Source organism: Rickettsia endosymbiont of Oedothorax gibbosus, assembly GCF_936269705.1.
GTDB lineage: Bacteria > Pseudomonadota > Alphaproteobacteria > Rickettsiales > Rickettsiaceae > Tisiphia.
In genome coordinates this window covers 2,391,002-2,412,920 of the sequence record NZ_OW370493.1, presented here as the reverse complement: position 1 = coordinate 2,412,920, position 21,919 = coordinate 2,391,002, and the positions used below count along the sequence as shown (strand labels likewise).

The window sequence follows — 21,919 nt, the reverse complement described above, 5'->3', positions numbered from 1 at the left end:
AGAGACAAAACCCTTGTAATACTATATAATATCAGTGTTAAAAGAAGATTACATAGAGGGTTTTGCCATGACAAATTGTACAGGATTAATTTACCAATCGAAAGTAAAAAATCGTCAAATAGAAATAAATTTCACAGGAGGTAATATTAGTAGCGATGGAGGTGTATTATTGCTAAGAGAAGCAGATAAAAGACTTGGTCTAACTAATGAACTGGCTAAGATTTTTCCTGATAAGCGAGATTCTGATAAAATTACTCATACTATTTTAACAATGCTCAAACAGCGTATTTATGGTATTGCTCTTGGTTATGAAGATTTAAATGATCACGATAATTTAAGAAAATGTCCAGCTTTGCAAACAAGTATAGACACACTGGACGATATGGCTAGTAGCTCTACTTTATGCCGTTTAGAAAATAAAGCAGATCGTGGATTTGCTCTTAAAGCTCATAAGGTGATGATTGACAAGTTTGTCGAATCTCATAAAACCGTGCCGAAACAATTAATACTTGATTTTGATGCCACTGATGATGAAATTTATGGCAATCAAGAGGGGAAGTTTTATCATGGATATTATCGTCATAATTGCTTTCTACCTTTATATGTTTTTTGTGGAAAAAAGCTGTTAGTAAGCAATCTTCGCAGCTCAAAGCTAGAACAAGCAAAGCATAGCTGGGCAATATTATCTCTATTAGTCAAGCGTTTTCGTCAATCGTGGCCTGAAGTAGAGATTATTTTTCGTGGTGATGGTGGATTTTGTCGTCATCAGATGCTGGATTGGTGTGATGAAAATAATGTAAAATATATAGTCGGAATAGCCCAAAATACTAGACTCAACAAGCTGCTTGAGCCATTGATGCAACAATCTAACGAAGCCTTCACAATTAGCAAAGAGAAGCAACGCTTTTTTAGTGAATTTAAATATAAAGCTGATAGCTGGAGTCGTCATCGTAAGATAGTTGGTAAATCAGAAGTAACTAGCCTTGGTGAGAATCCAAGATATATAGTAACTAATTTAGCAGGTAAGCCAGAAGATTTATATGATAAAATTTACTGTGCACGTGGAGATATGGAAAATCGTATAAAAGAGCAACAGTTAGAGCTATTTGCCGATCGCACTTCATGCCATAAATGGTGGGATAATCAACTCAGACTAATTTTGTCAAGCCTTGCCTATACATTAGTAGAATATATACGTGATAAGTTTTTACAAGGTACTGAATTAGCTAAAGCCTTGGTAGGAACGGTGCGTTTAAAATTGTTCAAAATTGGAGCAGTAATTATTAGAAATACTAGGAGCATTAAATTCTTGTTGTCTTCATCTTATCCTTACCAACATATATGGGATAGTGTTATGAAAAAATTAGCTATAGAATAAGCTAATATGGTACTGTCCCCGGTACAATAAAAAATGGGGGTAAGGGGGGATTCTATCTTAAATCAGGAAGAATTGCATATCTAGACATAATTTAAGTGAAAATTAACATATCCATTACCACTTATAAGCGATATTGCCATTTTATTTTTATAAATACCACCTTCATGCAATATCCAGGTTAATTTCGTGGGGATACATCAGCTCGCAATGACATCTTGTACTTTGTAAAATATAGATTTACAAGACGGGCAAGTATCTATAATATCATTATAATTATATAAAAGTTAAAAAATATTAAGTATTACTTGTGCGTAAACAAACGATATATCAATATTTACTGATAGTAGATTAGTTTACATAGAAATAAACCTATTTTAATTTAATTGTTGCCTTTCTAGGTTATATAATATATGACAGTAATCTTTGCATTTATTAATAAGTATATTTGCAAAAATTTAATAATTCATTCATAAAGGATTTAACTATGGCACGAAAGAATGACTTTATAGAAAAAGCTGACAAATTTATAGGTGAAAAGATCTATTCTTTAAGGCTTGCTAAGGGGTTGTCACGTCAACAACTTGCAAAGGTAATAGTAGTAACACATCAACAGTTACAAAAATATGAAAAGGGCATTAATAGAATACCAATGGGTAGGCTGATTCTTATTGCTAAAGCACTAGAAAAAAATATCGATTATTTTTATGATGGTTTAGAAGGAGCGGATAATGTCGAGCCTGTACATACTCAACATCAGCGTATGTGCATAGAAGTATCAAGAAACTTTATGAAGATTCGTAACCCTGCACATCAACAAGCTGTTAATGCATTGATACGTTCTTTGATTAAAGAAGATTAGGTGAGATAAAACATATATAAAAATTTTATTTATGTTACGCAATTTGTGAGTTATAGTAGATTTGTTGAGTTGAGCAACTAATCTGCTAATAACTCACAACCCGATTGTTTATTTCGTAGTGAATAAATATATACATTTTATCACAAAAATTCATTACGCTAATAGATATATGCAAATTATTTAAAAAATTTGCTATAGTCAATTGATGAAAAATTGGGGACGTTATCACTCAATGCTCGCCTATTACTTATTATAGTACCCTACAATTTTGAGAAGATGAAGAAGAATGGTTGATTTAGAGTGGTGTGAAGTAGTATAAGGTAGGTATTTTTATAACAAAATGCATAATATAATACTTCAAGAATTGATTTTATATATAGACGGAAATAAATCAAGATTAAAATGTTTGGTTGGTATGGTAATTAGTTTGCTGACGGGCAGCTCAATTTATCAAAAAGGTTTAGCACTTGGTATTTTAGGTGATGCTAAAGCGACGTCAAAAACTCATAGAATTTATCGTTTTTTAAAAGATTTTAATTTTGATTATATGAAGGTTGGCTATTTGCTATTAAGCTTTTTTGCTTCAAAAAATTATGTCGTAGCAATGGATAGGACAAGTTGGAAATTTGGTAAATCCGATATTAATATTTTATTTTTAGTAATGGTAATTGGTAAAATATCGGTGCCAATATTCTGGAAGACTTTGTCGCATGGTGGTGGGTGTTCTGCAGAATTTATGAAGGAATTTTTACAGAAATTTATTAATAATTTTGGCGTTGAAAGAATAAAATATTTGCTTGCTGATAGAGAATTTATGAATAAAGAATGGTTAGACTTTCTGATAAATAACCATCTAAAGTTTGTTATTCCATTAAAAATGGATCATAAAATTCGTCTTACAAAAGGTTTAAGAACTTTAACCATTGAAAGAATATTTAGTGATGTTAAAGCCTTAGAGTATAGGGCTTGTAGTGGTATATTATGGAATAGAAAGGTTAATTTTACCGCATATAGAAATGATAAGAGCGAGCTGATGGTTCTGGTGTCTTCAATTGAAATAGAGCAAGATATTTTTGCTTTATATAAATTTCGTTGGAGTGTTGAACGACTATTTTTGCACCTAAAAAGCGGTGGTTTTGATATTGAAAAAAGTCACATTGTAAAATTGGATAGATTTGAAAAATTATTAGTGATAACTGCTATTGCTTCAGCTTTAATAGTCAAAAATGGAATAATACAAAATGCCTTAAATCCCATCCGAATAAAACGGTACAAAACCATTGAAAGACAATTGTTTTCATTATTTACCTATGGCTTTGATCATATCAAAAATGCTTTTTATCAATCTACAACAGCCATAACGCAGCTAATATCCACATTATTAATACCTCCCAAACAAAAACTTTTTTCTATCCTAATACCATCTTTACAAAAATTGTAGGGTACTATGATTACTTATAGGCGTCGCTCCATCGCTCCTAGCCCCAAATTCTCCTGAATTGACTATATTTAGTTGGAAGTGTAATATAGTGAGTTGACATTGTTATAAAAAGGCGATACAATAATGTCATTATTAGCAACTATGAGTAATAGGATGACAACAAGAAGATATAGAATAATATATGAATCGTATGATCATAAGCAACCCACTACAACAATTTCAAGAGTAGAAGTACTTAATGGCGAGCTTAACGAACCAAGTAATTGTCTAGATTTTTCCATAGGTTTGGATAATCAAATTGCTTTAATTCAAGGAGTACAGGATATAGTTTTGCAGGAAAAGATTCAATTAATCCATAAACTAACAAAAGTTACTTGCCCTAAGTGTAAAATTAAAATGCATAAGACTGGTGTAAATAAATCTACTTTTCACGATGTTTTCACTGATCATAACATTGTAATACAGAGATTTAAATGCCATAATTGCGGATATGAAACGCACTCTACCGTCCGCACGTTATTGCAGGGAGTAATTTCTGGTGATTTAAAAAAAATACAAGCTACACTAGGTGCTACACATAGTTTTAGAGAAGGAGAGAAATTATTTGAATTATTTTCTGGTAAAGATCGGCAAATTAATAATCATAATCGTATTAAACAAGTTACAGAATCAGTTGGCAATGCTATTGAAGATATCAATGCTGATGAGAAGGAAATGCTCATTACTGAAGATGCTGTTGAACTAATATTAAATGTAGATGGAGGACATATAAAGACAACAGAGGATCAACGTAGTATGGAGGCTAGGAAGTGTAATATAGTGAATTATTAAGCAGCATTTAGTACCGCAGTTTTCCATTTGCTAGACCAATCATTACTATGGATTATAGATCTTAATTGCAAAATAGGATTTAACCCCTCTCTAGACCATCTCATGTGTTGCTGCCCTTTACATCTTTGATTGATTAAACTCTCAACAGTTGATTCAGCAAGATTACTAGTAAAGATCAGCCCTTGATCCTTCCTTGTTGAGTAATCCACAATTTTATCTTTATTATTATCAACATATTGGGATAATTTTTTAATCCTATCATGATGCTGTTCTTCTTTTGTCAGTGCTAATATTTCTTTAAATCTTATCATCGCCTTCTCCACATCTCCTCTCCATAAATGCCACTTGATATGCATCAGATCTTCTTTTAGCCTTTTTGGTAACGATATATTCTCAAATTTCATACCCAAATGAAACCAATCTAAAATATAAGTTATTTTAGCACACAAAGGCTCTAGTGCCTTTGCTATATTCCAGCAATTTGCCGCCCCATCACATAGTGCGGTAATATGTGTTTTTGGGCTTAAGCCTTGTTTCAATGCTGCAATAATAGTAGAACTTATAATTTGTTTTTGACGATCATCCTTAATTGACGCTGCACAATTCTTACTTATAATATAATTCCTGGTATCTTGACTATTTGATTTTATAGATTCTGGTTTGTAAACTACAGCCACCATAGCCTCCATACTACGTTGATCCTCTGTTGTCTTTATATGTCCTCCATCTACATTTAATATTAGTTCAACAGCATCTTCAGTAATGAGCATTTCCTTCTCATCAGCATTGATATCTTCAATAGCATTGCCAACTGATTCTGTAACTTGTTTAATACGATTATGATTATTAATTTGCCGATCTTTACCAGAAAATAATTCAAATAATTTCTCTCCTTCTCTAAAACTATGTGTAGCACCTAGTGTAGCTTGTATTTTTTTTAAATCACCAGAAATTACTCCCTGCAATAACGTGCGGACGGTAGAGTGCGTTTCATATCCGCAATTATGGCATTTAAATCTCTGTATTACAATGTTATGATCAGTGAAAACATCGTGAAAAGTAGATTTATTTACACCAGTCTTATGCATTTTAATTTTACACTTAGGGCAAGTAACTTTTGTTAGTTTATGGATTAATTGAATCTTTTCCTGCAAAACTATATCCTGTACTCCTTGAATTAAAGCAATTTGATTATCCAAACCTATGGAAAAATCTAGACAATTACTTGGTTCGTTAAGCTCGCCATTAAGTACTTCTACTCTTGAAATTGTTGTAGTGGGTTGCTTATGATCATACGATTCATATATTATTCTATATCTTCTTGTTGTCATCCTATTACTCATAGTTGCTAATAATGACATTATTGTATCGCCTTTTTATAACAATGTCAACTCACTATATTACACTTCCATATGTTTAGGTAAATGAGCATGCAGAAATTCATGTGCTACTAGCGGATTCTCCATTGCTTTGCGAAAAATTTTGTCATGCTTTAAACGTTCTGTCATTTTACCTAGCTATTTTAAGAACTCCCATATGTTTTGACATAAAAACTTTTAATAGACAATATCATATATATGATACCAATTGCAATAATTAACGCAGTGGTGTAAAATGGGTTTTTAACTGATAAAGGTACTCAAATGGCTAGGTTAATATTACCACAAGGTTTTCATGGTCATGATTTTATAAAAATGATGAAACATGAGCCGCATGGTCGAAATCGTATACGTTTATTGGCGATGTATCACCTTCAATTAGGCAAATCTTTAAAAGCCATATCTGAAATAGTGAAGTCACACTGGAAAACTGTGCAATCATGGCTCAGAAGATTTAGGAATCATGGTTTTGAAGGATTATTTGAATCACAAAGAAGCGGTGCCCCTAGGAAGATTAACACTATACAAGAGTCTGCTCTTTTTGATAAAATCAATACGCTCAGTGAAAGTAAAACTGGTGGGTATATAACTGGAAAGGAGCTACATATCATGTTACTTGAGAAATATGGTGCTAAATGCGCTTTAAAAACAGTCTACAATACTATGCACCGCCTTGGTTTTAGCTGGATTACTTCTCGTTCAATGCATCCAAAGTCAAATCAAGAGACTCAAAATACATATAAAAAAACTTCCCAGACATGTTAACAAAATTATTACCAAAAAATATCGATAGATGTAAAGTTGATATATGGTCTCAGGATGAAACTCGAGTTGGGCAACAAGGTAGCTTAACTCGTATATGGGCTAAGCGTGGCACTAGACCCCGTAAAGTTCGGCAACAGCAATTCATTTCAACATATATTTATGGAGCTGCTTGCCATGATACAGGAGAAGCTTTTGCATTAATTTTACCATATGCAAACACACAGGCAATGAATAAATTCTTAGAAGAGCTTTCTCGCAGTATTCAAGGCAACCGACATATAGCTTTACTAACGGATAATGCAGGTTGGCACACAGCCAAAAAACTAACTGTGCCAAGCAATATCACTTTGATACCGCTTCCGCCCTATGCACCGGAACTTAATGCAATGGAACAAGTTTGGGAATGGATCAAAAATCATTTCTTGTCTAACCAATGTTATGGTGTATATGAAGATATCGTCACTATGGCTTGTTACGCTTGGAATCAATTTGCTCATAATGTAGATTTAGTAAAATCAATTATGTATAGAGACTGGATAAACACACCGTGTTAATTATTGCAATTGGTATCAGATATGGCTTTTAAAGATTTGCCTAATTGAAGGTGATACATCGCCAATAAACGTATACGATTTCGACCATGCGGCTCATGTTTCATCATTTTTATAAAATCATGACCATGAAAACCTTGTGGTAATATTAACCTAGCCATTTGAGTACCTTTATCAGTTAAAAACCCATTTTACACCACTGCGTTAATTATTGCAATTGGTATTAATGACAATATGTAGCTTACAACCAAAGAACCACCCAGTGGAAGTCTTACCTCTTTTTGCTATGTCTTTGAATACTTTATGTCTATTAATTCTTAAATTATGGCAAGCAGGAAGTTTAGTAGAGTCGATATAATATTGACCAGTTTGTTTTCCTGATAGGCTTTTTAGCAGTAATACCATGGGCATGAAGCTCATTGGCATTAACTGAACAAAACGACTATAGCTCACAAGTTTTGGAAATTCCTTTCTATAACTTTGACATAAGCAGCATAAATAAAAATCTTTAAAGGTACGGTAGTTATAGTACCCTACAATTTTGAGAAGATGAAGAAGAATGGTTGATTTAGAGTGGTGTGAAGTAGTATAAGGTAGGTATTTTTATAACAAAATGCATAATATAATACTTCAAGAATTGATTTTATATATAGACGGAAATAAATCAAGATTAAAATGTTTGGTTGGTATGGTAATTAGTTTGCTGACGGGCAGCTCAATTTATCAAAAAGGTTTAGCACTTGGTATTTTAGGTGATGCTAAAGCGACGTCAAAAACTCATAGAATTTATCGTTTTTTAAAAAATTTTAATTTTGATTATATGAAGGTTGGCTATTTGCTATTAAGCTTTTTTGCTTCAAAAAATTATGTCGTAGCAATGGATAGGACAAGTTGGAAATTTGGTAAATCCGATATTAATATTTTATTTTTAGTAATGGTAATTGGTAAAATATCGGTGCCAATATTCTGGAAGACTTTGTCGCATGGTGGCGGGTGTTCTGCAGAATTTATGAAGGAATTTTTACAGAAATTTATTAATAATTTTGGCGTTGAAAGAATAAAATATTTGCTTGCTGATAGAGAATTTATGAATAAAGAATGGTTAGACTTTCTGATAAATAACCATCTAAAGTTTGTTATTCCATTAAAAATGGATCATAAAATTCGTCTTACAAAAGGTTTAAGAACTTTAACCATTGAAAGAATATTTAGTGATGTTAAAGCCTTAGAGTATAGGGCTTGTAGTGGTATATTATGGAATAGAAAGGTTAATTTTACCGCATATAGAAATGATAAGAGCGAGCTGATGGTTCTGGTGTCTTCAATTGAAATAGAGCAAGATATTTTTGCTTTATATAAATTTCGTTGGAGTGTTGAACGACTATTTTTGCACCTAAAAAGCGGTGGTTTTGATATTGAAAAAAGTCACATTGTAAAATTGGATAGATTTGAAAAATTATTAGTGATAACTGCTATTGCTTCAGCTTTAATAGTCAAAAATGGAATAATACAAAATGCCTTAAATCCCATCCGAATAAAACGGTACAAAACCATTGAAAGACAATTGTTTTCATTATTTACGAGTCTGTCCTATAGTTTGTGTAAGTTGCAAAGAAAGCAGTAAGAGATTACTGTAAAAAAAGTAACTTAAGCAAGCAAGGAGGAATTATGGCTAAAAAATTAGATACAGATAAAGATACATTAAACATCAGTAATCAGCTAGTAGAAGAATTATTATCAAAAGCAGATCCATCGGAGTTATTTGGTCGAGATGGTTTATTTCAACAGCTAAAGAAGCAAATAGTTGAGAAAATATTAGCAAGTGAGTTGGATCATGAATTAGGATATTCAAAACATAGCAAGATGCCAAAAGTAGATAATAATAGTCGTAATGGTAGCTATGAGAAGACAGTAATTGATGGGGATGGTCGTAAGCTGACAGTAGAAGTACCAAGAGATCGGGAAGGAGAGTATAATCCTCTAAGGTGGTCCCCTTTGTCTAGACAAAAATTTAGATAAATAGAGATATAATTCACAAAAATTGAGTCAATCATTTAATTTGTGTGTGCGTCAAGATAAGGTGCATTAATCTTACGGGTGAAAGTCCTGTTATGGAAGGAGTAGCTAGCTCCACCATATAGCGAGTCTTGTGCTGCTGAAGGTAACGACAGTAGTAAAGCGTAGACAGCGAAACATCCGAGCCGAAACCAAATGGTGAACGTGATAGCCCTGAAATGATATTGGTAGTGGAAGTCGATGTGCTACACAACGCAGTAGACAAGAGAAAACTAGAGGTCAAACTAGCGAAAATCCGAAAGTTTTCAACCATCGGGGTCTCAGGCGTCAGCGAGTTTGTAGAGATTAATGACACAACTTGAGAAGTCCTTATAACTCTTACTGAGTTAAGTAAGTATTCAAAGTACAAGTGCCGAAACATAAGGCTTTGGAGATGGTGTTAAGGATGGCTGAGTCAGTTGTAGTAGTGATGAAGCTTCGTAATGGGAGTGGAGCGAAGGGCTGACAGAAAGGTAAGAACGTAAGAGGGAAACAATGACCGTACACAGCATAGACGGAAATACATGGTCAACGAAACTTGAGCGTATAAAGTTGCTATCATCACAAAATCAAGACATAAAGTTTAATAATCTTGGACATATTATTGATTTAAAGATGTTAGAAGAACAATATAAGGAACTTGATAGCAAGAAAGCTGTAGGAATAGATGGTATAACCAAAGCGGTTTATGGTAAGAAGTTGGAAGCAAATTTGCTCTCGCTCCTTACTAAAATTCGCAAGGGGCAATATCAAGCTAAACCTGCACGAATTACATTGATTCCAAAAGAAGATGGAGGCAAAAGACCTTTGGTAATATCATGCTTTGAAGACAAGATAATCGAGTCGGCAGTAAGCAAGATATTAAACTCAGTGTTCGAGCCAATATTCTTAAAATGTTCTTACGGGTTTCGACCTAAATTAAACGCCCATGATGCACTTAAGGAGTTGAATAGACTTACGTATAACTTCAATAAAGGAGCTGTAGTTGAAATTGATATAACTAAGTGCTTCAATTCAATCAAACATTCTGAGTTGATGGGATTCCTAAGAAAGAGAATATCTGACAAAAGATTCCTAAGACTAGTTATGAAACTGATGGAAACACCAATTATAGAAAACGGCATTACAGTTACTAACAAGGAAGGATGCCGCCAAGGGTCTAAAACATCACCAATTTTGGCAAATGTCTTCCTACATTATGTTATTGACTGTTGGTTTGCTAAAATCAGCAAGGAAAACATAAGAGGGCAAACTGGAATGGTGAGGTATTGTGACGATATGGTGTTCGTCTTTGAGAATGAAGAAGACGCGAGGAAGTTTTATGAGGTTTTGCCCAAAAGATTAAACAAGTATGGCTTGAACATCAATGAAGCTAAATCGCAGATGATTCAGTCCGGTAGATACCATGCTGAGGACTTAGCTAAGCAAGGTAAGAAGATCAAGAGTTATAATTTTCTTGGCTTTACTTGCTATTGGGGTAAATCAAGGTTTGGTAACATATGGAGATTAAAATATACCACAAGGAAAGATCGATTTACCGAGAAGCTTAAAGGGCTAAGAGAATATCTACGAAGTCACCTTAATGAGAGGGGCAAAGAACAGATATTATTGCAAGTCATTAGAGCTACAAAGGGGTGGATCAATTATCATGGTATATCAGATAATCAAAGACGAGTAAGTTCATTTATTCACCAAACTAGGCGAGCAATATATGGGTGGTTTAATAGAATGGGTGGGAAGCGTAAGATGAATTGGCAAAGATTAGCTGAAATACTCAAAAGGGTCGACTTTCCAAATAAGTGGAAGACCATTTCAATGTTCTAAAACCAACAAAAAAAAATAGGGTACAAGCCTATCTTACCTTTCGGGAGCCGGATGCGGTAGCTCTGCATGTCCGGTTCTGAGGAGGGGCTTAACCAAGCAATTGGTTAGGTCTACTCACAAAGTTCATTTTTTATTTTCCAATAAATCATATTTAAAATCTCCACAAAGTATTTCAAATTGATTTAAAGCTAAAGACCAATCTTTAATAGGCATGGTCCATTTTTTGGCTGCATTTTGTAAGGATAAAAATATTATTTTTTGAATTGACTTATCATCTGGAAACACCCCCTTATTTTTGATAATTTTTCTAATTTGACGATTTACAGATTCTATAGTGTTAGTAGTATAAATTACCTTTCTGTTCTCTTCAGGAAAGGCAAAAAACGGTATTATCCCAGACCAATTACGTTGCCAAATATCAGAAATTACCGGATATTTTTTATCCCATTTTACACCAAATTGCTGAAGTTTTAAACGTGCCATTTCGTCATTATTAGCTGTATAAATTTGTTTTAGATCTGATGTGACCTCTTTTAAATCTTTATATGACACATACTTTACTGAATTGCGAACCATATGTACAATACATAATTGTACTATAGTACTCAGGAATACGCTGCTTATCGCTTCTGGAAAGCCCTTTAAACCATCCACACAAGCAACATAAATTTGTTCAATTCCTCGATTCTTTAACTCAGTAACTACTTGCATCCAAAATTTAGCACCTTCATTTTTGCCTATCCAAATGCCAAGTAACTCCTTTTTCCCTTCTATATTTACAGCAAGTGCTAAATATACTGCTTTATTTATTACTATGTGATTGTCTCTAGATTTTACATAGATACAGTCCAAGTATAATATTGGATACACCCTATCTAAACAACGATTTTGCCACCTAGTTACTTCTTCTATTACCCCATCTGTTATGGTGGATATCAAGTCACCAGATACATCAGTTTGATATATTTCTTCTAAATGCCCTCGGATCTCGCTGACTATAATGGTTCCAATATTTTGGACAGAAAAATAAGAAAAATGAGATAGAATTCTTTAGCAAACAAGGAGAGCTAGAGATGAAAAAACAAGTAAGGCAATATAGTGCTGAGGAGAAAGCCAAAATTGTCATAGAAGCAATTAAGGGAGAGCTAACAATAGCCCAGATAACCAGTAAGTATGGTGTTCATGCAACACAGATCAGTAACTGGAAAACACAAGGTCTTGAGTTGTTAGTACAAGGTTTTAAGAATAAAACACAGAGTGCTGATCCAAATCAGCAGGGGTTAATCAAGAATCTATATGAGCAAATTGGTCAGTTAAGCGTTGAGTGTGACTGGCTCAAAAAAAAATCTGCATTGTTTAGAATTAAAGGTTAGGTGTAATATGATAGAGCCTAATCATAATAAGTTAACAATTGTACAACAGTGTAAGTTATTGGATATTAGCAGGTCAACCTATTACTATCAACCTACTGGTATTAGTGAACAAGATATCAAGATTATGGCAATAATTGATGAGACCTATACTATGCATCCATATTATGGTATGCGGCGGATGGCTAAATATTTACAAGCCCAAGGTTTTTCGGTAGGTCGTAAAGCTGTTAGACGTTACTACAAGATAATGGGTCTTGAAGCTGTTTATCCTAAAATAAATTTAAGCAAGAGGAATCAAGTGCATAAAATATATCCTTATTTACTAAAAGGATTAGAAATAGTATTGCCAAACCAGGTTTGGAGTGCAGATATAACGTATATAAGACTGAGCCAAGGGTTCGTATATTTAGTAGCTATTATTGACTGGTATAGTCGTTATATTCTAAGTTGGCGAATCTCCATTAGTTTGGAAAGTGAATTTTGTGTAACAGCCCTTGAAGACGCTATAGAAAAATATGGTATGCCAAAAATATTTAATACTGATCAAGGAGTACAATTTACCTCGGAGAATTTTATTAGTATGCTAAAGCTACATAATATCTTGATTAGTATGGATGGTAAGGGACGAGCCTTAGATAATATTTTTATTGAACGTTTTTGGCGATCATTAAAACAGGAAAAAATTTATCGGATTATTTTAACAACAGTAAAGGAGGCAAAGACAGCAATTAACGAATATATGGACTTTTATAATAGACAAAGGATACATCAAGCTTTGGATTATAAAAATCCAGAATGTGTATATTTTGAAAAAAATATTGTATAAAAACAACAATTTAATTTTTGTGAATTATATCTCTATTTATCTAAATTTTTGTCTAGACAAAGGGGACCACCTTAGTTTTATACTTTGACAAAAATGGATTAGTCGAATAAACTAAAGTTAGAAAAGTTAAGATAGAGAATAGGTTTTTATGTCTAAAGAGCAAGTTACTAAAGAGTCCTTACAAGACCAGCTCTTTGAAGCATTAAAAACTAATGAGCAAGTTAGAAATCAGGAAATACTTACAGCATGCGAAGTAATTGCCATGGTTACAGTAAATCTTCCTCAAAATCCATCACCAGAAGAGCTAAATTTATATAATACTACCTATAAATACCAATTAAAGCAATTAGACCTTAATGTTGAAGCTTTACAAAAAATATCAACAATAATAAATGACTCATTTCCTGAACATGAATATGAGAAAATAAGAGAAGTTATAAATGCACCTTTTGAAGAAAAAAATATAATATGGCAAGCTGAGGTCGAGAACAAGAAAAAAGATTTAAATAAAGATCCAAAATTCAAAGCTGTCAAAGATATGTTACGTGATAAGGGAGTGGCACATCAAAATGATTTTTCAAAAAAAGGGGCTAAGCAAGATGGTGTATCGGCTGGCTATATTGCTCAAGAAGAGGTTAGCGGTAATACTTTCATTTTAAAGCAATTTTATAAAAGTCATGCTGATTGTTTGGCTCTAGATGATGAAAAACAACAACAAGCTTTGAGTGATAGAAGAGACGGCGTGCAAGAGTTGATAGGCTCTAGCCTATATCAATTACTCTTATATGATCGGGCTCCTAAAGAAGAATTAGTAAAACCTAATCTGGAAAATCCAAATTCACTTTTTGTTCGCTCTAAATTCTTTAACAATGCTGAGCAATTTTCTACATTTTCTGGCTCTCCAAAGACTTTCCTGGAAGGAAATAAGAAGGAGTTACAGAAACTAGAAGGATTTGAAAAGGTAATTGCTGCTTGCCATATGTTAGGAGAGATAGATTACCATGCTGGTAATTTGATGGTACAAGATGGTAAAACTGTAACTAAAATTGATCATGGGAGATCTTTTGTGGAGTTTCATCAAGATTTTCCAGCTATGATTCAGTCAACATATAAATCTTTTAATTACTTTGGCTATGATGACGCCATTGAAAAAGGTGACTTATCATTTAGTGTCGAAAAATATAGTGACTCATTGAAACAAATGATTATGCAACTTGATGAGAAGGCAATAGATGCTATAGTGGATCAACGAATTGCTGAATTACAACAAGTTGACTTTAACCCTGCAGGCATTATTGTAGCAGCTAGATTTCAGGGTAATAATCAGAAAGTTACGTCTATTAATAATTTTGATGAATTAAAGCAATGTTATAAGGAAAATATAAAAGAAAACCTCACTAACATGAAAGAGGTAGCAAAATCAGCAGAGATAGTGAGCAAATTTAGCAGTGTCTCTCCTGCATTTAAACAAGGTCAGTGGTTAGAATCTTTTGCTTACTCACAAATACAAGATCCAGTAGCCTATGCCGCTAATTATGATATTGAAATTGAAGGAAAGAATGCTTTGCAATGGGCTCATGACAATAATTATCAAATAAAAGTTCCAACTGCCCCGATTACGGAAGTCGTTCAGGAACAACAATGGCAGAAAAACGCAGATAATAAATGGCAACAGGTAGAAGTTGCGGTTTCTAAAACTCGCAAGACTACAACAAGTCTAGATCCAGTAGAATATATTGTATCTGAAAAAGATAAGAAGAAGCTGCAACTATCAAAATCTGAAACAGAGTTTCTTACTCAAGCAACTGCATTAGATATAACAAGTATTTCGGGCAAAACCTATAAGTCTATGGTGGAGAATTCAGAGGTGGCAAAAGATATTCTGAGTCAAGAATACAAGCAAAAAATGCACGATCAATATCAAGTCGTTGGTGATAAATTAATTCCGGTGATTGATAATTTTGTTAATAAAACACTCAATAAAGAAGTACAGGCAGAACAAGTAGAACAGTTTTATGATAAGTTGCTTACCCATCTTAAGGCAGGAAATTATCTTACTAAAGAGGATGTTAATAGCATAAAGCAAGAGCAAGATTATAAAGACAATATTAAAGAAACAGTCAGACTAATAAACATAAAGGCACCTGATTTAACTGGTGGCGATAAGGTCTGTTATAAAGTAGCAAATTTTTGTCAAAAAATTGGATTATCTGATTTATCAAATTATTTTATGAAAAAAATTACACCTGGAAAATTAGATAAGATTCACAAGGTAGAGAATGTGTTAACTGAAAGCCTAGAAATTAGTAAGATATTTTCAAAATCTAAAGATAGTAAAGAGGGGATACAAACAAAAATACTTGAAGAAGTTAAAAAAGTTACTCAATCTGGTTTAGAAGCCAGAAGGGCAAAACAACAAAGAGGTCGAGCGTAACTCCACCCTACAATTTTTATTCTATAAGTATTAAACAGCATAAAACGTCATTGCGAGGAGTGCGGAAACCGCACGACGAAGCAATTTCTGATCACTTTAATTAACAAGGAGAAATTGCAATAATTAAAATATTAGGTATTGAATCAAGTTGTGATGATACTGGCGTAGCAATAGTTACCTCAGATAAAGAGATTTTATCAAATATTGTTATTTCCCAACACCAAGAGCATAAGGCTTTTCAAGGGGTGGTGCCGGAAATCGCTGCTAGGTCACATTTGCAAAATTTAGAAAAAGCAGTTAGGTATGTTTTAGATGAAACTCATCTTGAACTATCTAATATAGATGGAATCGCAGCTACTTCCGGTCCTGGCTTGATAGGTGGGGTAATAGTTGGCTCAATGTTTGGCAGAATAGTTGCTAGCATCTTAAAAAAGCCCTTTATTGCAGTTAACCATTTAGAGGGGCATTTACTTACTGCTAGATTAACCAATAAGGCTGAATACCCATATTTATTTCTATTAGTTTCAGGTGGGCATTGCCAATTTGTCGCAGTCCAAGCATTGGGTAAATATAAAATTTTAGGACGGACTATCGATGATTCGGTAGGGGAGTGCTTTGATAAAGTAGCTAAAATACTAAATTTGCCTTTTCCTGGAGGCGTAGAAATTGAGAAAAGAGCAAAATTTGGCAATCCATCTAAGTATGTTTTGCCAAAACCCATTATTCATCAAGCTGGCTGTGACATGTCATTTTCAGGTTTAAAGACGGCAGTACGCATATTAATATCCAAATTACAACCTATAGGTGAACAAGAAATTAATGATATAGCCGCCAGTTTTCAATATGTAGTTGGAGAAATCTTGTCAGTAAAAATGCTTAATAGCTTTAAAATGTATGAGGAATTTATCGGTAAGTCGGCATTACTACAAAACACTTGTGTACTTGCCGGTGGAGTTGCCGCTAATGGTTATTTGAAAACTATACTTAAGCATCAAGCAGAAAAACAAGGATATGTACTTTTAGTACCACCAGCACATTTATGCACCGATAATGCGGCTATGATTGCTTATGCTGGGCTAGAACGGCTGCAAAATAATCTTATTAACTCACTCGATTTTTGCCCTAGAGCAAAATGGAGCTTAGAGGATTTATAGCTAACCTGATTAGTGTTAAGCCAGATTCAGAGAGTATTGCGAGGAATCGCTTTAGTGGCATTGAGGCAATCCTGTTTTGTGTCATCCCTGCGAAGGTTGTCCTGACTTACGTCAGTTCGGGATAAGATATAGATGAAATAGTAATAGATAAAAGGATTGTCAAAAAGGAGTGCCTGCAGTATTTATATTTTTAAACAAAAAAACAAACTACAGGCATGAAAAAAGATATCACAGAATTATATAGTTTTATAGATGATTTTTGTAAAATTTATTTGGAGTATGAACAGAGAAAGTTATTACCATCAAATAAGCAAAGAAATCGCTGTTGTAGCATGAGTCTAAGTGAAATGTTAACAATAATAATTATGTTTCATACATCCTATGCTAAGAATTTTAAATTTTTCTATAAAAGTTATATAGAGTGCATGCATAAGGATGATTTTCCCAAAGCCTTGAGTTATAATAGATTTGTTGAATTAATGGCACGATTATTCATACCGCTAAATATGTTGATTCATTTGTTGTTTGGTGAGGAAACAGGTATTTATTTTATTGACTCTACAACGATTAAAGCTTGTCACAATAAAAGGCGTTATAGCAATAAAGTTTTTAAAGGATTAGCCAAACATAGTAAATCCTCTATGGGGTATTTTTATGGTTTTAAATTACATGTAATAATCAATAATAAAGGGGAGTTTATGGCATTAAAAGTGACCAAAGGCAATGTAGATGATAGGGTTCCAGTACCGGAGTTAACAAAAAGATTAACTGGAATTATAGCAGCTGATAAAGGTTATATTAAGCAAAATTTGTTCTTAAATTTATATGAAAGAGGCTTAAAAATGATTCATGGAATTAAGAAGAATATGGAAAATAAATTAATGGATTTGAAAGAAAAAATCTTACTTCGAAAGCGTAACTTAATTGAAACAGTTTTTGATTATCTAAAAAATAAAATGAACCTTGAACATACTAGACATAGATCACCAATAAATGCCTTTGTCCATATATTATCTACTCTTGTTGCTTACTCATTAAAGAAAAATAAACCTTCAACAAAATTTGATTTTAATCTACATGTTCACAATATCCTTATCCCGAATTGACGTGACTTCGGAAAATAGTTAAAGATAAGTGTATAGAAAAAGCAGGAGAAAAAAGGTTTTGTTAATTAGAGGGCGTTTGTTGTGCCTCCATATATTTTTATTATTGACATACAATATTTTAGTAGATATACTAACCAACAATTAGTTTTAAATATGCTACTGATATGTTCGTTAGAGTCAAAAAATCTGCTACCCGTAATGTTAACGCTGTTCAACTAGTAGAAGGGATACGCGATCCCATAACTAATAAAGTAAAACAACGGGTTGTTCGACATATTGGTAGTGCATCAGACCAAGAAGAAATAACTAAACTAATAGAGCTTGCTGAATTCATTAAGGTTGAAATCGCTAGTAGCACTCAACCTAATCTTATCCCAGACAAGGATATAGTATCGATGGCAATGTCAGCTAGACAGCGGTACGAGAAAGAACAAATACAACCTATTGATGATATCAGCAATTTACGTAGTCAAGGAAGCACTATCATCGGCATTCATGAGGTGTATGGAAAAATTTATGACCAACTTGGTTTTAATAGAATCTTACCTAATCCTGCCAGGGAAGTGTCAAGCATAAACATAATACGCAATGTTGTTTTAGCTCGTATTGCTAACCCAACTAGTAAGCGTGAAACAGTCAATTTATTGGTCAATAATTATGGAGTAGATTTAAAGCTTGATTCGGTATACAAAACTATGGATAAAATAGATGATAAGGTGGTTGAGAAAATCGAGCAGTGTGCTTTACTTAGCACTCAAAAGTTGTTTAAAGAAAAAATCGATGTACTATTTTATGATGCAACAACTCTTTATTTTGAATCATTTACTGAAGATGAGTTGAAGAGTAAGGGGTTTAGTAAAGATCATAAATTCAATGAAGTACAGGTAATGCTGAGCATTTTTGTTACTAATAATGGTATTCCAATCGGTTATGAGATATTTCCTGGGGCGACCTATGAAGGTCATACTTTATTGAAAGCTTTAGATAGCTTGAAAGGCAGGTTTGCTATTGATAAAGTAGTGTTTGTAGCAGACAGCGGTATGTTGAATAATGAAAATTTAGCTCTATTAGAACAGGCTGGCTATCAATATATAGTAGGTGCTAAAATTAAGAATATGACTAAGGATATTACAGCTAAAATCTTAAATAATGATGATTATCAGCCATTAACCGTTGATGCAGAAGAATATAAGGGAAAAATAATTGAACTAGCTGAAAAGGGTCGCAAACTGATTATGAGCTATAGTAGCAAAAGGGCTTATAAAGATGCTCAAGATAGAGAGCAAGCATTGAAGAAATTAATGAAAAAAATGAACAAAAGTAAAGGAGTTAAGTCGTTAATTTCTGCTAGTGGTTATAAAAAATATTTAATAATTAATAATAATGATAAGTTTACAGTAAACGAGCAAAAGATAGAGGAAGATAGCAAATGGGATGGTTTGCATGGAGTTATTAGTAACCTAGAAAATGTTGATGTAGCGTATATATTGTCTCGTTATAAAGGATTGTGGCAAATTGAAGAAACATTTCGAATTAGTAAACACGATATTAAGATTAGACCAATTTATCATTGGAGTCCTAGCAGAATCAAGGCACATATTGCTTTATGTTTTATGGCGTTAGTATGTATCAGGCATTTAGAATATCGAGTAAATTTACAGTCAATTAAACTATCACCGGAACGATTACGTAAGGCACTAATTGGGGTGGAGATTACCAGTGTAGTACACATTAAAGATAAAAGAGTATTTGGCATTCCATCCCCGGTATCAGATGAGGCAAAGATTATTTATAAAGCAATGAATTTACCGATTAGCACTATTCCTTATTTAATATCATCAGGAGAGTAAAAGAAATAATCAAGTAGTAAAGCTAATAATTATTATAGGATTATTTTGAAATTTTTATATTCGAACAAATATGTGTAGCGACAACTAAAATAAATAATTTGTTGTGCCTGCAAATTTTATCATTTCCTCTTCTGTCAGCCATTTTTTGGCACAACAACACTGAAGTCGGGAGCCAGATTCAGAGAGTATTGCGAGGAATCGCTTTAGTGGCATTGAGGCAATCCTGTTTTGTGTCATCCCTGCGAAGGTTGTCATCCCCCATAGCAATTATCTTTTATCTAAATTTTCAAAAAAATATTTATCTAAATAATAAAACAACGTTTTTGTTGAATAAGTTTATGGCAAACTTCAAGTAGCTTACGCATACAAGCAACTATCGCAACTTTCTTAGGTTTAAAATTATTAACAAGCCTATTGTATAAAGTTTTTAAATATTGAAAACCATTTTTGCCAGTTAATACCGCCATGTATAAAGCATCCCGTGGTATTTTTCTGCCTCCCCTAATAAATCTTCGTCCTTGCTTATTACCACTATCACGGGCGTACGGAGCTATCCCCACAATTGCTGACAATTCATTACTACTATAATTTTTATCCCCTAATTCAGGTACAAAACTAATTAGTTTTGTAGCCAAACATTTACCAATACCAGGTACAGTCTCTAATATTTTTACCTTCTCTTTTAACTCTTCTGACTCATCTATTGTTTTGTTTAACTTCTTATCAAGCTCAGCTATTTCATTTTGTAAGAATTTAATGTGTTTTTCTATACTATCTTTATCAATACCATCAATACTATGATGTAGTCTTTTCTTTTCATTGCTAAGCATTAATACTAAATCTTCTCGTCTTTGCTTATATCTCTTCAAATTCTCTGATTCAACTTGATATATATAATTCGCTGAAAGCTGCATCTTATCACCATAATATGCTAATTTAAATGCATCCTTCCTATCAGTTTTACACAAATTTACCGATTTACTAAAAGAATTAAAACTATATGTATTGACCTTATGTATTTGTTGCTTATTATTATACAGCTTTTGACAAATCTCAGCTTCGTATCCTCCAGTGGGTTCACATATTATTAGCTTAATCTCTTGCTCTTTTGCTAATTTAATCACCTCTTCATGACCAGCTGCATCATTGGCAAAACGATGATATTTAGGTTTATCGCTTGTATTATATACACATATATCAAGCCATTGTTTACTTACATCTAGACCTATTATTTTACTCATGATATAATCTCCTTCGTCTTATTGTGCAAGGCTGCTACTTCCAACACCTTCTGCAATTTGTTCAAAGCAAACTTTGTAAGAGGGTACTTATTCTATGCTCGATTATCTCAATCAAGTACCCCTCAAATCACCCTCTTACCATTACTTATATCATAATTTAAAGATATAAGTATCCCACAGATTTTACAGGAGGGTTAAAATAATAAATTGAATAAGTGACTGAGAGTATAGTACCCTACAATTTTGAGAAGATGAAGAAGAATGGTTGATTTAGAGTGGTGTGAAGTAGTATAAGGTAGGTATTTTTATAACAAAATGCATAATATAATACTTCAAGAATTGATTTTATATATAGACGGAAATAAATCAAGATTAAAATGTTTGGTTGGTATGGTAATTAGTTTGCTGACGGGCAGCTCAATTTATCAAAAAGGTTTAGCACTTGGTATTTTAGGTGATGCTAAAGCGACGTCAAAAACTCATAGAATTTATCGTTTTTTAAAAGATTTTAATTTTGATTATATGAAGGTTGGCTATTTGCTATTAAGCTTTTTTGCTTCAAAAAATTATGTCGTAGCAATGGATAGGACAAGTTGGAAATTTGGTAAATCCGATATTAATATTTTATTTTTAGTAATGGTAATTGGTAAAATATCGGTGCCAATATTCTGGAAGACTTTGTCGCATGGTGGCGGGTGTTCTGCAGAATTTATGAAGGAATTTTTACAGAAATTTATTGTCCCAAAATTTGGTTAAAACCTCCGGCTTCAGCCGGAAAAGACTTCAGTCCTTGTTCTAAAATATTTCAATTTACTAATGTTATCATATATATTATTCTCTGAATAGAGAATA

At 33.1% G+C, this 21,919-nt stretch carries 20 protein-coding genes and 2 pseudogenes; 16 read left to right on the top strand and 6 right to left on the bottom strand.

Annotation, left to right across the window (positions count from 1 at the left end; translation table 11 throughout):
• The first annotated feature begins 67 nt into the window (after nucleotides 1-67).
• The 4 genes from NBW66_RS13290 to NBW66_RS13275 all read left to right on the top strand — a co-directional run bounded on the left by NBW66_RS13290 (nucleotide 68) and on the right by NBW66_RS13275 (nucleotide 4,509).
• The gene (locus NBW66_RS13290) at nucleotides 68-1,378 is read left to right on the top strand and encodes an IS1380 family transposase (RefSeq protein WP_250312205.1); all 1,311 of its coding nucleotides are present in this window, start codon (nucleotides 68-70) and stop codon (nucleotides 1,376-1,378) included.
• Between the two features lie 484 nt (nucleotides 1,379-1,862).
• Entirely contained in the window at nucleotides 1,863-2,237 is a 375-nt protein-coding gene (locus tag NBW66_RS13285; protein ID WP_094649399.1) for a helix-turn-helix domain-containing protein, read from the top strand.
• Between the two features lie 340 nt (nucleotides 2,238-2,577).
• A complete protein-coding gene (locus NBW66_RS13280) occupies nucleotides 2,578-3,678 on the top strand; it encodes a transposase (RefSeq protein WP_250310546.1) in 1,101 nt (366 codons plus the stop codon).
• Between the two features lie 123 nt (nucleotides 3,679-3,801).
• Entirely contained in the window at nucleotides 3,802-4,509 is a 708-nt protein-coding gene (locus NBW66_RS13275; protein ID WP_250311266.1) for a hypothetical protein, read from the top strand.
• Here the strand turns inward: NBW66_RS13275 and NBW66_RS13270 are convergent.
• Both NBW66_RS13270 and NBW66_RS13265 read right to left on the bottom strand, forming a co-directional pair.
• Nucleotides 4,506-5,870 carry a UPF0236 family transposase-like protein gene (locus NBW66_RS13270; protein ID WP_250311117.1) on the bottom strand — a complete coding sequence of 455 codons (1,365 nt, stop codon included), beginning with the start codon at nucleotides 5,868-5,870 and terminating at the stop codon, nucleotides 4,506-4,508. The two genes, NBW66_RS13275 and NBW66_RS13270, sit on opposite strands and share 4 nt — an antisense overlap.
• A 45-nt stretch (nucleotides 5,871-5,915) precedes the next feature.
• Nucleotides 5,916-6,017: pseudogene (locus NBW66_RS13265) on the bottom strand (Rpn family recombination-promoting nuclease/putative transposase); the annotation flags it as partial.
• Between the two features lie 135 nt (nucleotides 6,018-6,152).
• On the opposite strand from NBW66_RS13265, the gene NBW66_RS13260 reads away from it, so the two are divergent.
• Entirely contained in the window at nucleotides 6,153-6,653 is a 501-nt protein-coding gene (locus tag NBW66_RS13260; RefSeq protein WP_250310651.1) for a helix-turn-helix domain-containing protein, read from the top strand.
• Nucleotides 6,647-7,207, top strand: a complete 561-nt coding sequence (locus NBW66_RS13255; RefSeq protein WP_250310543.1) for an IS630 family transposase — start codon at nucleotides 6,647-6,649, stop codon at nucleotides 7,205-7,207. The genes NBW66_RS13260 and NBW66_RS13255 overlap by 7 nt, the downstream gene beginning before the upstream one ends.
• Here NBW66_RS13255 and NBW66_RS13250 read toward each other — a convergent pair.
• Nucleotides 7,204-7,365 (bottom strand): hypothetical protein, encoded by a 162-nt coding sequence (locus NBW66_RS13250; RefSeq protein WP_250311265.1) that lies wholly within the window; start codon nucleotides 7,363-7,365, stop codon nucleotides 7,204-7,206. The two genes, NBW66_RS13255 and NBW66_RS13250, sit on opposite strands and share 4 nt — an antisense overlap.
• 58 nt (nucleotides 7,366-7,423) lie before the next feature.
• A pseudogene (locus tag NBW66_RS13245) lies at nucleotides 7,424-7,729 on the bottom strand (transposase); the annotation flags it as partial.
• Between the two features lie 88 nt (nucleotides 7,730-7,817).
• Here NBW66_RS13245 and NBW66_RS13240 point away from each other — a divergent pair.
• The 3 genes from NBW66_RS13240 to NBW66_RS13230 all read left to right on the top strand — a co-directional run bounded on the left by NBW66_RS13240 (nucleotide 7,818) and on the right by NBW66_RS13230 (nucleotide 11,083).
• The gene (locus NBW66_RS13240; RefSeq protein WP_250311263.1) at nucleotides 7,818-8,828 is read left to right on the top strand and encodes a transposase; all 1,011 of its coding nucleotides are present in this window, start codon (nucleotides 7,818-7,820) and stop codon (nucleotides 8,826-8,828) included.
• A gap of 44 nt (nucleotides 8,829-8,872) precedes the next feature.
• Nucleotides 8,873-9,223, top strand: coding sequence for a transposase (locus NBW66_RS13235; protein WP_250311262.1), 351 nt, complete (start codon nucleotides 8,873-8,875; stop codon nucleotides 9,221-9,223).
• A 531-nt stretch (nucleotides 9,224-9,754) separates the two neighbouring features.
• Entirely contained in the window at nucleotides 9,755-11,083 is a 1,329-nt protein-coding gene (locus tag NBW66_RS13230) for a reverse transcriptase domain-containing protein (protein ID WP_250310618.1), read from the top strand.
• A gap of 123 nt (nucleotides 11,084-11,206) precedes the next feature.
• Here the strand turns inward: NBW66_RS13230 and NBW66_RS13225 are convergent, their stop codons facing one another.
• The gene (locus NBW66_RS13225; protein ID WP_284346774.1) at nucleotides 11,207-12,070 is read right to left on the bottom strand and encodes an IS256 family transposase; all 864 of its coding nucleotides are present in this window, start codon (nucleotides 12,068-12,070) and stop codon (nucleotides 11,207-11,209) included.
• Between the two features lie 86 nt (nucleotides 12,071-12,156).
• On the opposite strand from NBW66_RS13225, the gene NBW66_RS13220 reads away from it, so the two are divergent.
• From NBW66_RS13220 to NBW66_RS13195, 6 genes are all read left to right on the top strand, one after another.
• The gene (locus NBW66_RS13220) at nucleotides 12,157-12,456 is read left to right on the top strand and encodes a transposase (protein ID WP_250311260.1); all 300 of its coding nucleotides are present in this window, start codon (nucleotides 12,157-12,159) and stop codon (nucleotides 12,454-12,456) included.
• A gap of 7 nt (nucleotides 12,457-12,463) precedes the next feature.
• A complete protein-coding gene (locus NBW66_RS13215; protein ID WP_250310573.1) occupies nucleotides 12,464-13,282 on the top strand; it encodes an IS3 family transposase in 819 nt (272 codons plus the stop codon).
• Between the two features lie 148 nt (nucleotides 13,283-13,430).
• The gene (risK1, locus tag NBW66_RS13210) at nucleotides 13,431-15,716 is read left to right on the top strand and encodes a T4SS effector phosphatidylinositol 3-Kinase RisK1 (protein ID WP_250311259.1); all 2,286 of its coding nucleotides are present in this window, start codon (nucleotides 13,431-13,433) and stop codon (nucleotides 15,714-15,716) included.
• Between the two features lie 119 nt (nucleotides 15,717-15,835).
• Entirely contained in the window at nucleotides 15,836-16,870 is a 1,035-nt protein-coding gene (tsaD, locus tag NBW66_RS13205; protein ID WP_250312208.1) for a tRNA (adenosine(37)-N6)-threonylcarbamoyltransferase complex transferase subunit TsaD, read from the top strand.
• A 215-nt stretch (nucleotides 16,871-17,085) separates the two neighbouring features.
• Nucleotides 17,086-17,976 carry an IS982 family transposase gene (locus NBW66_RS13200; RefSeq protein WP_250310582.1) on the top strand — a complete coding sequence of 297 codons (891 nt, stop codon included), beginning with the start codon at nucleotides 17,086-17,088 and terminating at the stop codon, nucleotides 17,974-17,976.
• Between the two features lie 164 nt (nucleotides 17,977-18,140).
• Nucleotides 18,141-19,826, top strand: coding sequence for an IS1634 family transposase (locus NBW66_RS13195; RefSeq protein WP_250311258.1), 1,686 nt, complete (start codon nucleotides 18,141-18,143; stop codon nucleotides 19,824-19,826).
• Between the two features lie 302 nt (nucleotides 19,827-20,128).
• On the opposite strand, the gene NBW66_RS13190 is transcribed toward NBW66_RS13195, so the two are convergent.
• The gene (locus tag NBW66_RS13190; RefSeq protein WP_250310767.1) at nucleotides 20,129-21,067 is read right to left on the bottom strand and encodes an IS110 family RNA-guided transposase; all 939 of its coding nucleotides are present in this window, start codon (nucleotides 21,065-21,067) and stop codon (nucleotides 20,129-20,131) included.
• Between the two features lie 315 nt (nucleotides 21,068-21,382).
• On the opposite strand from NBW66_RS13190, the gene NBW66_RS13185 reads away from it, so the two are divergent.
• Nucleotides 21,383-21,823: a hypothetical protein gene (locus NBW66_RS13185; protein WP_250311257.1), complete on the top strand. Its 441-nt coding sequence runs from the start codon at nucleotides 21,383-21,385 to the stop codon at nucleotides 21,821-21,823.
• The last annotated feature ends 96 nt before the right edge of the window (nucleotides 21,824-21,919 follow it).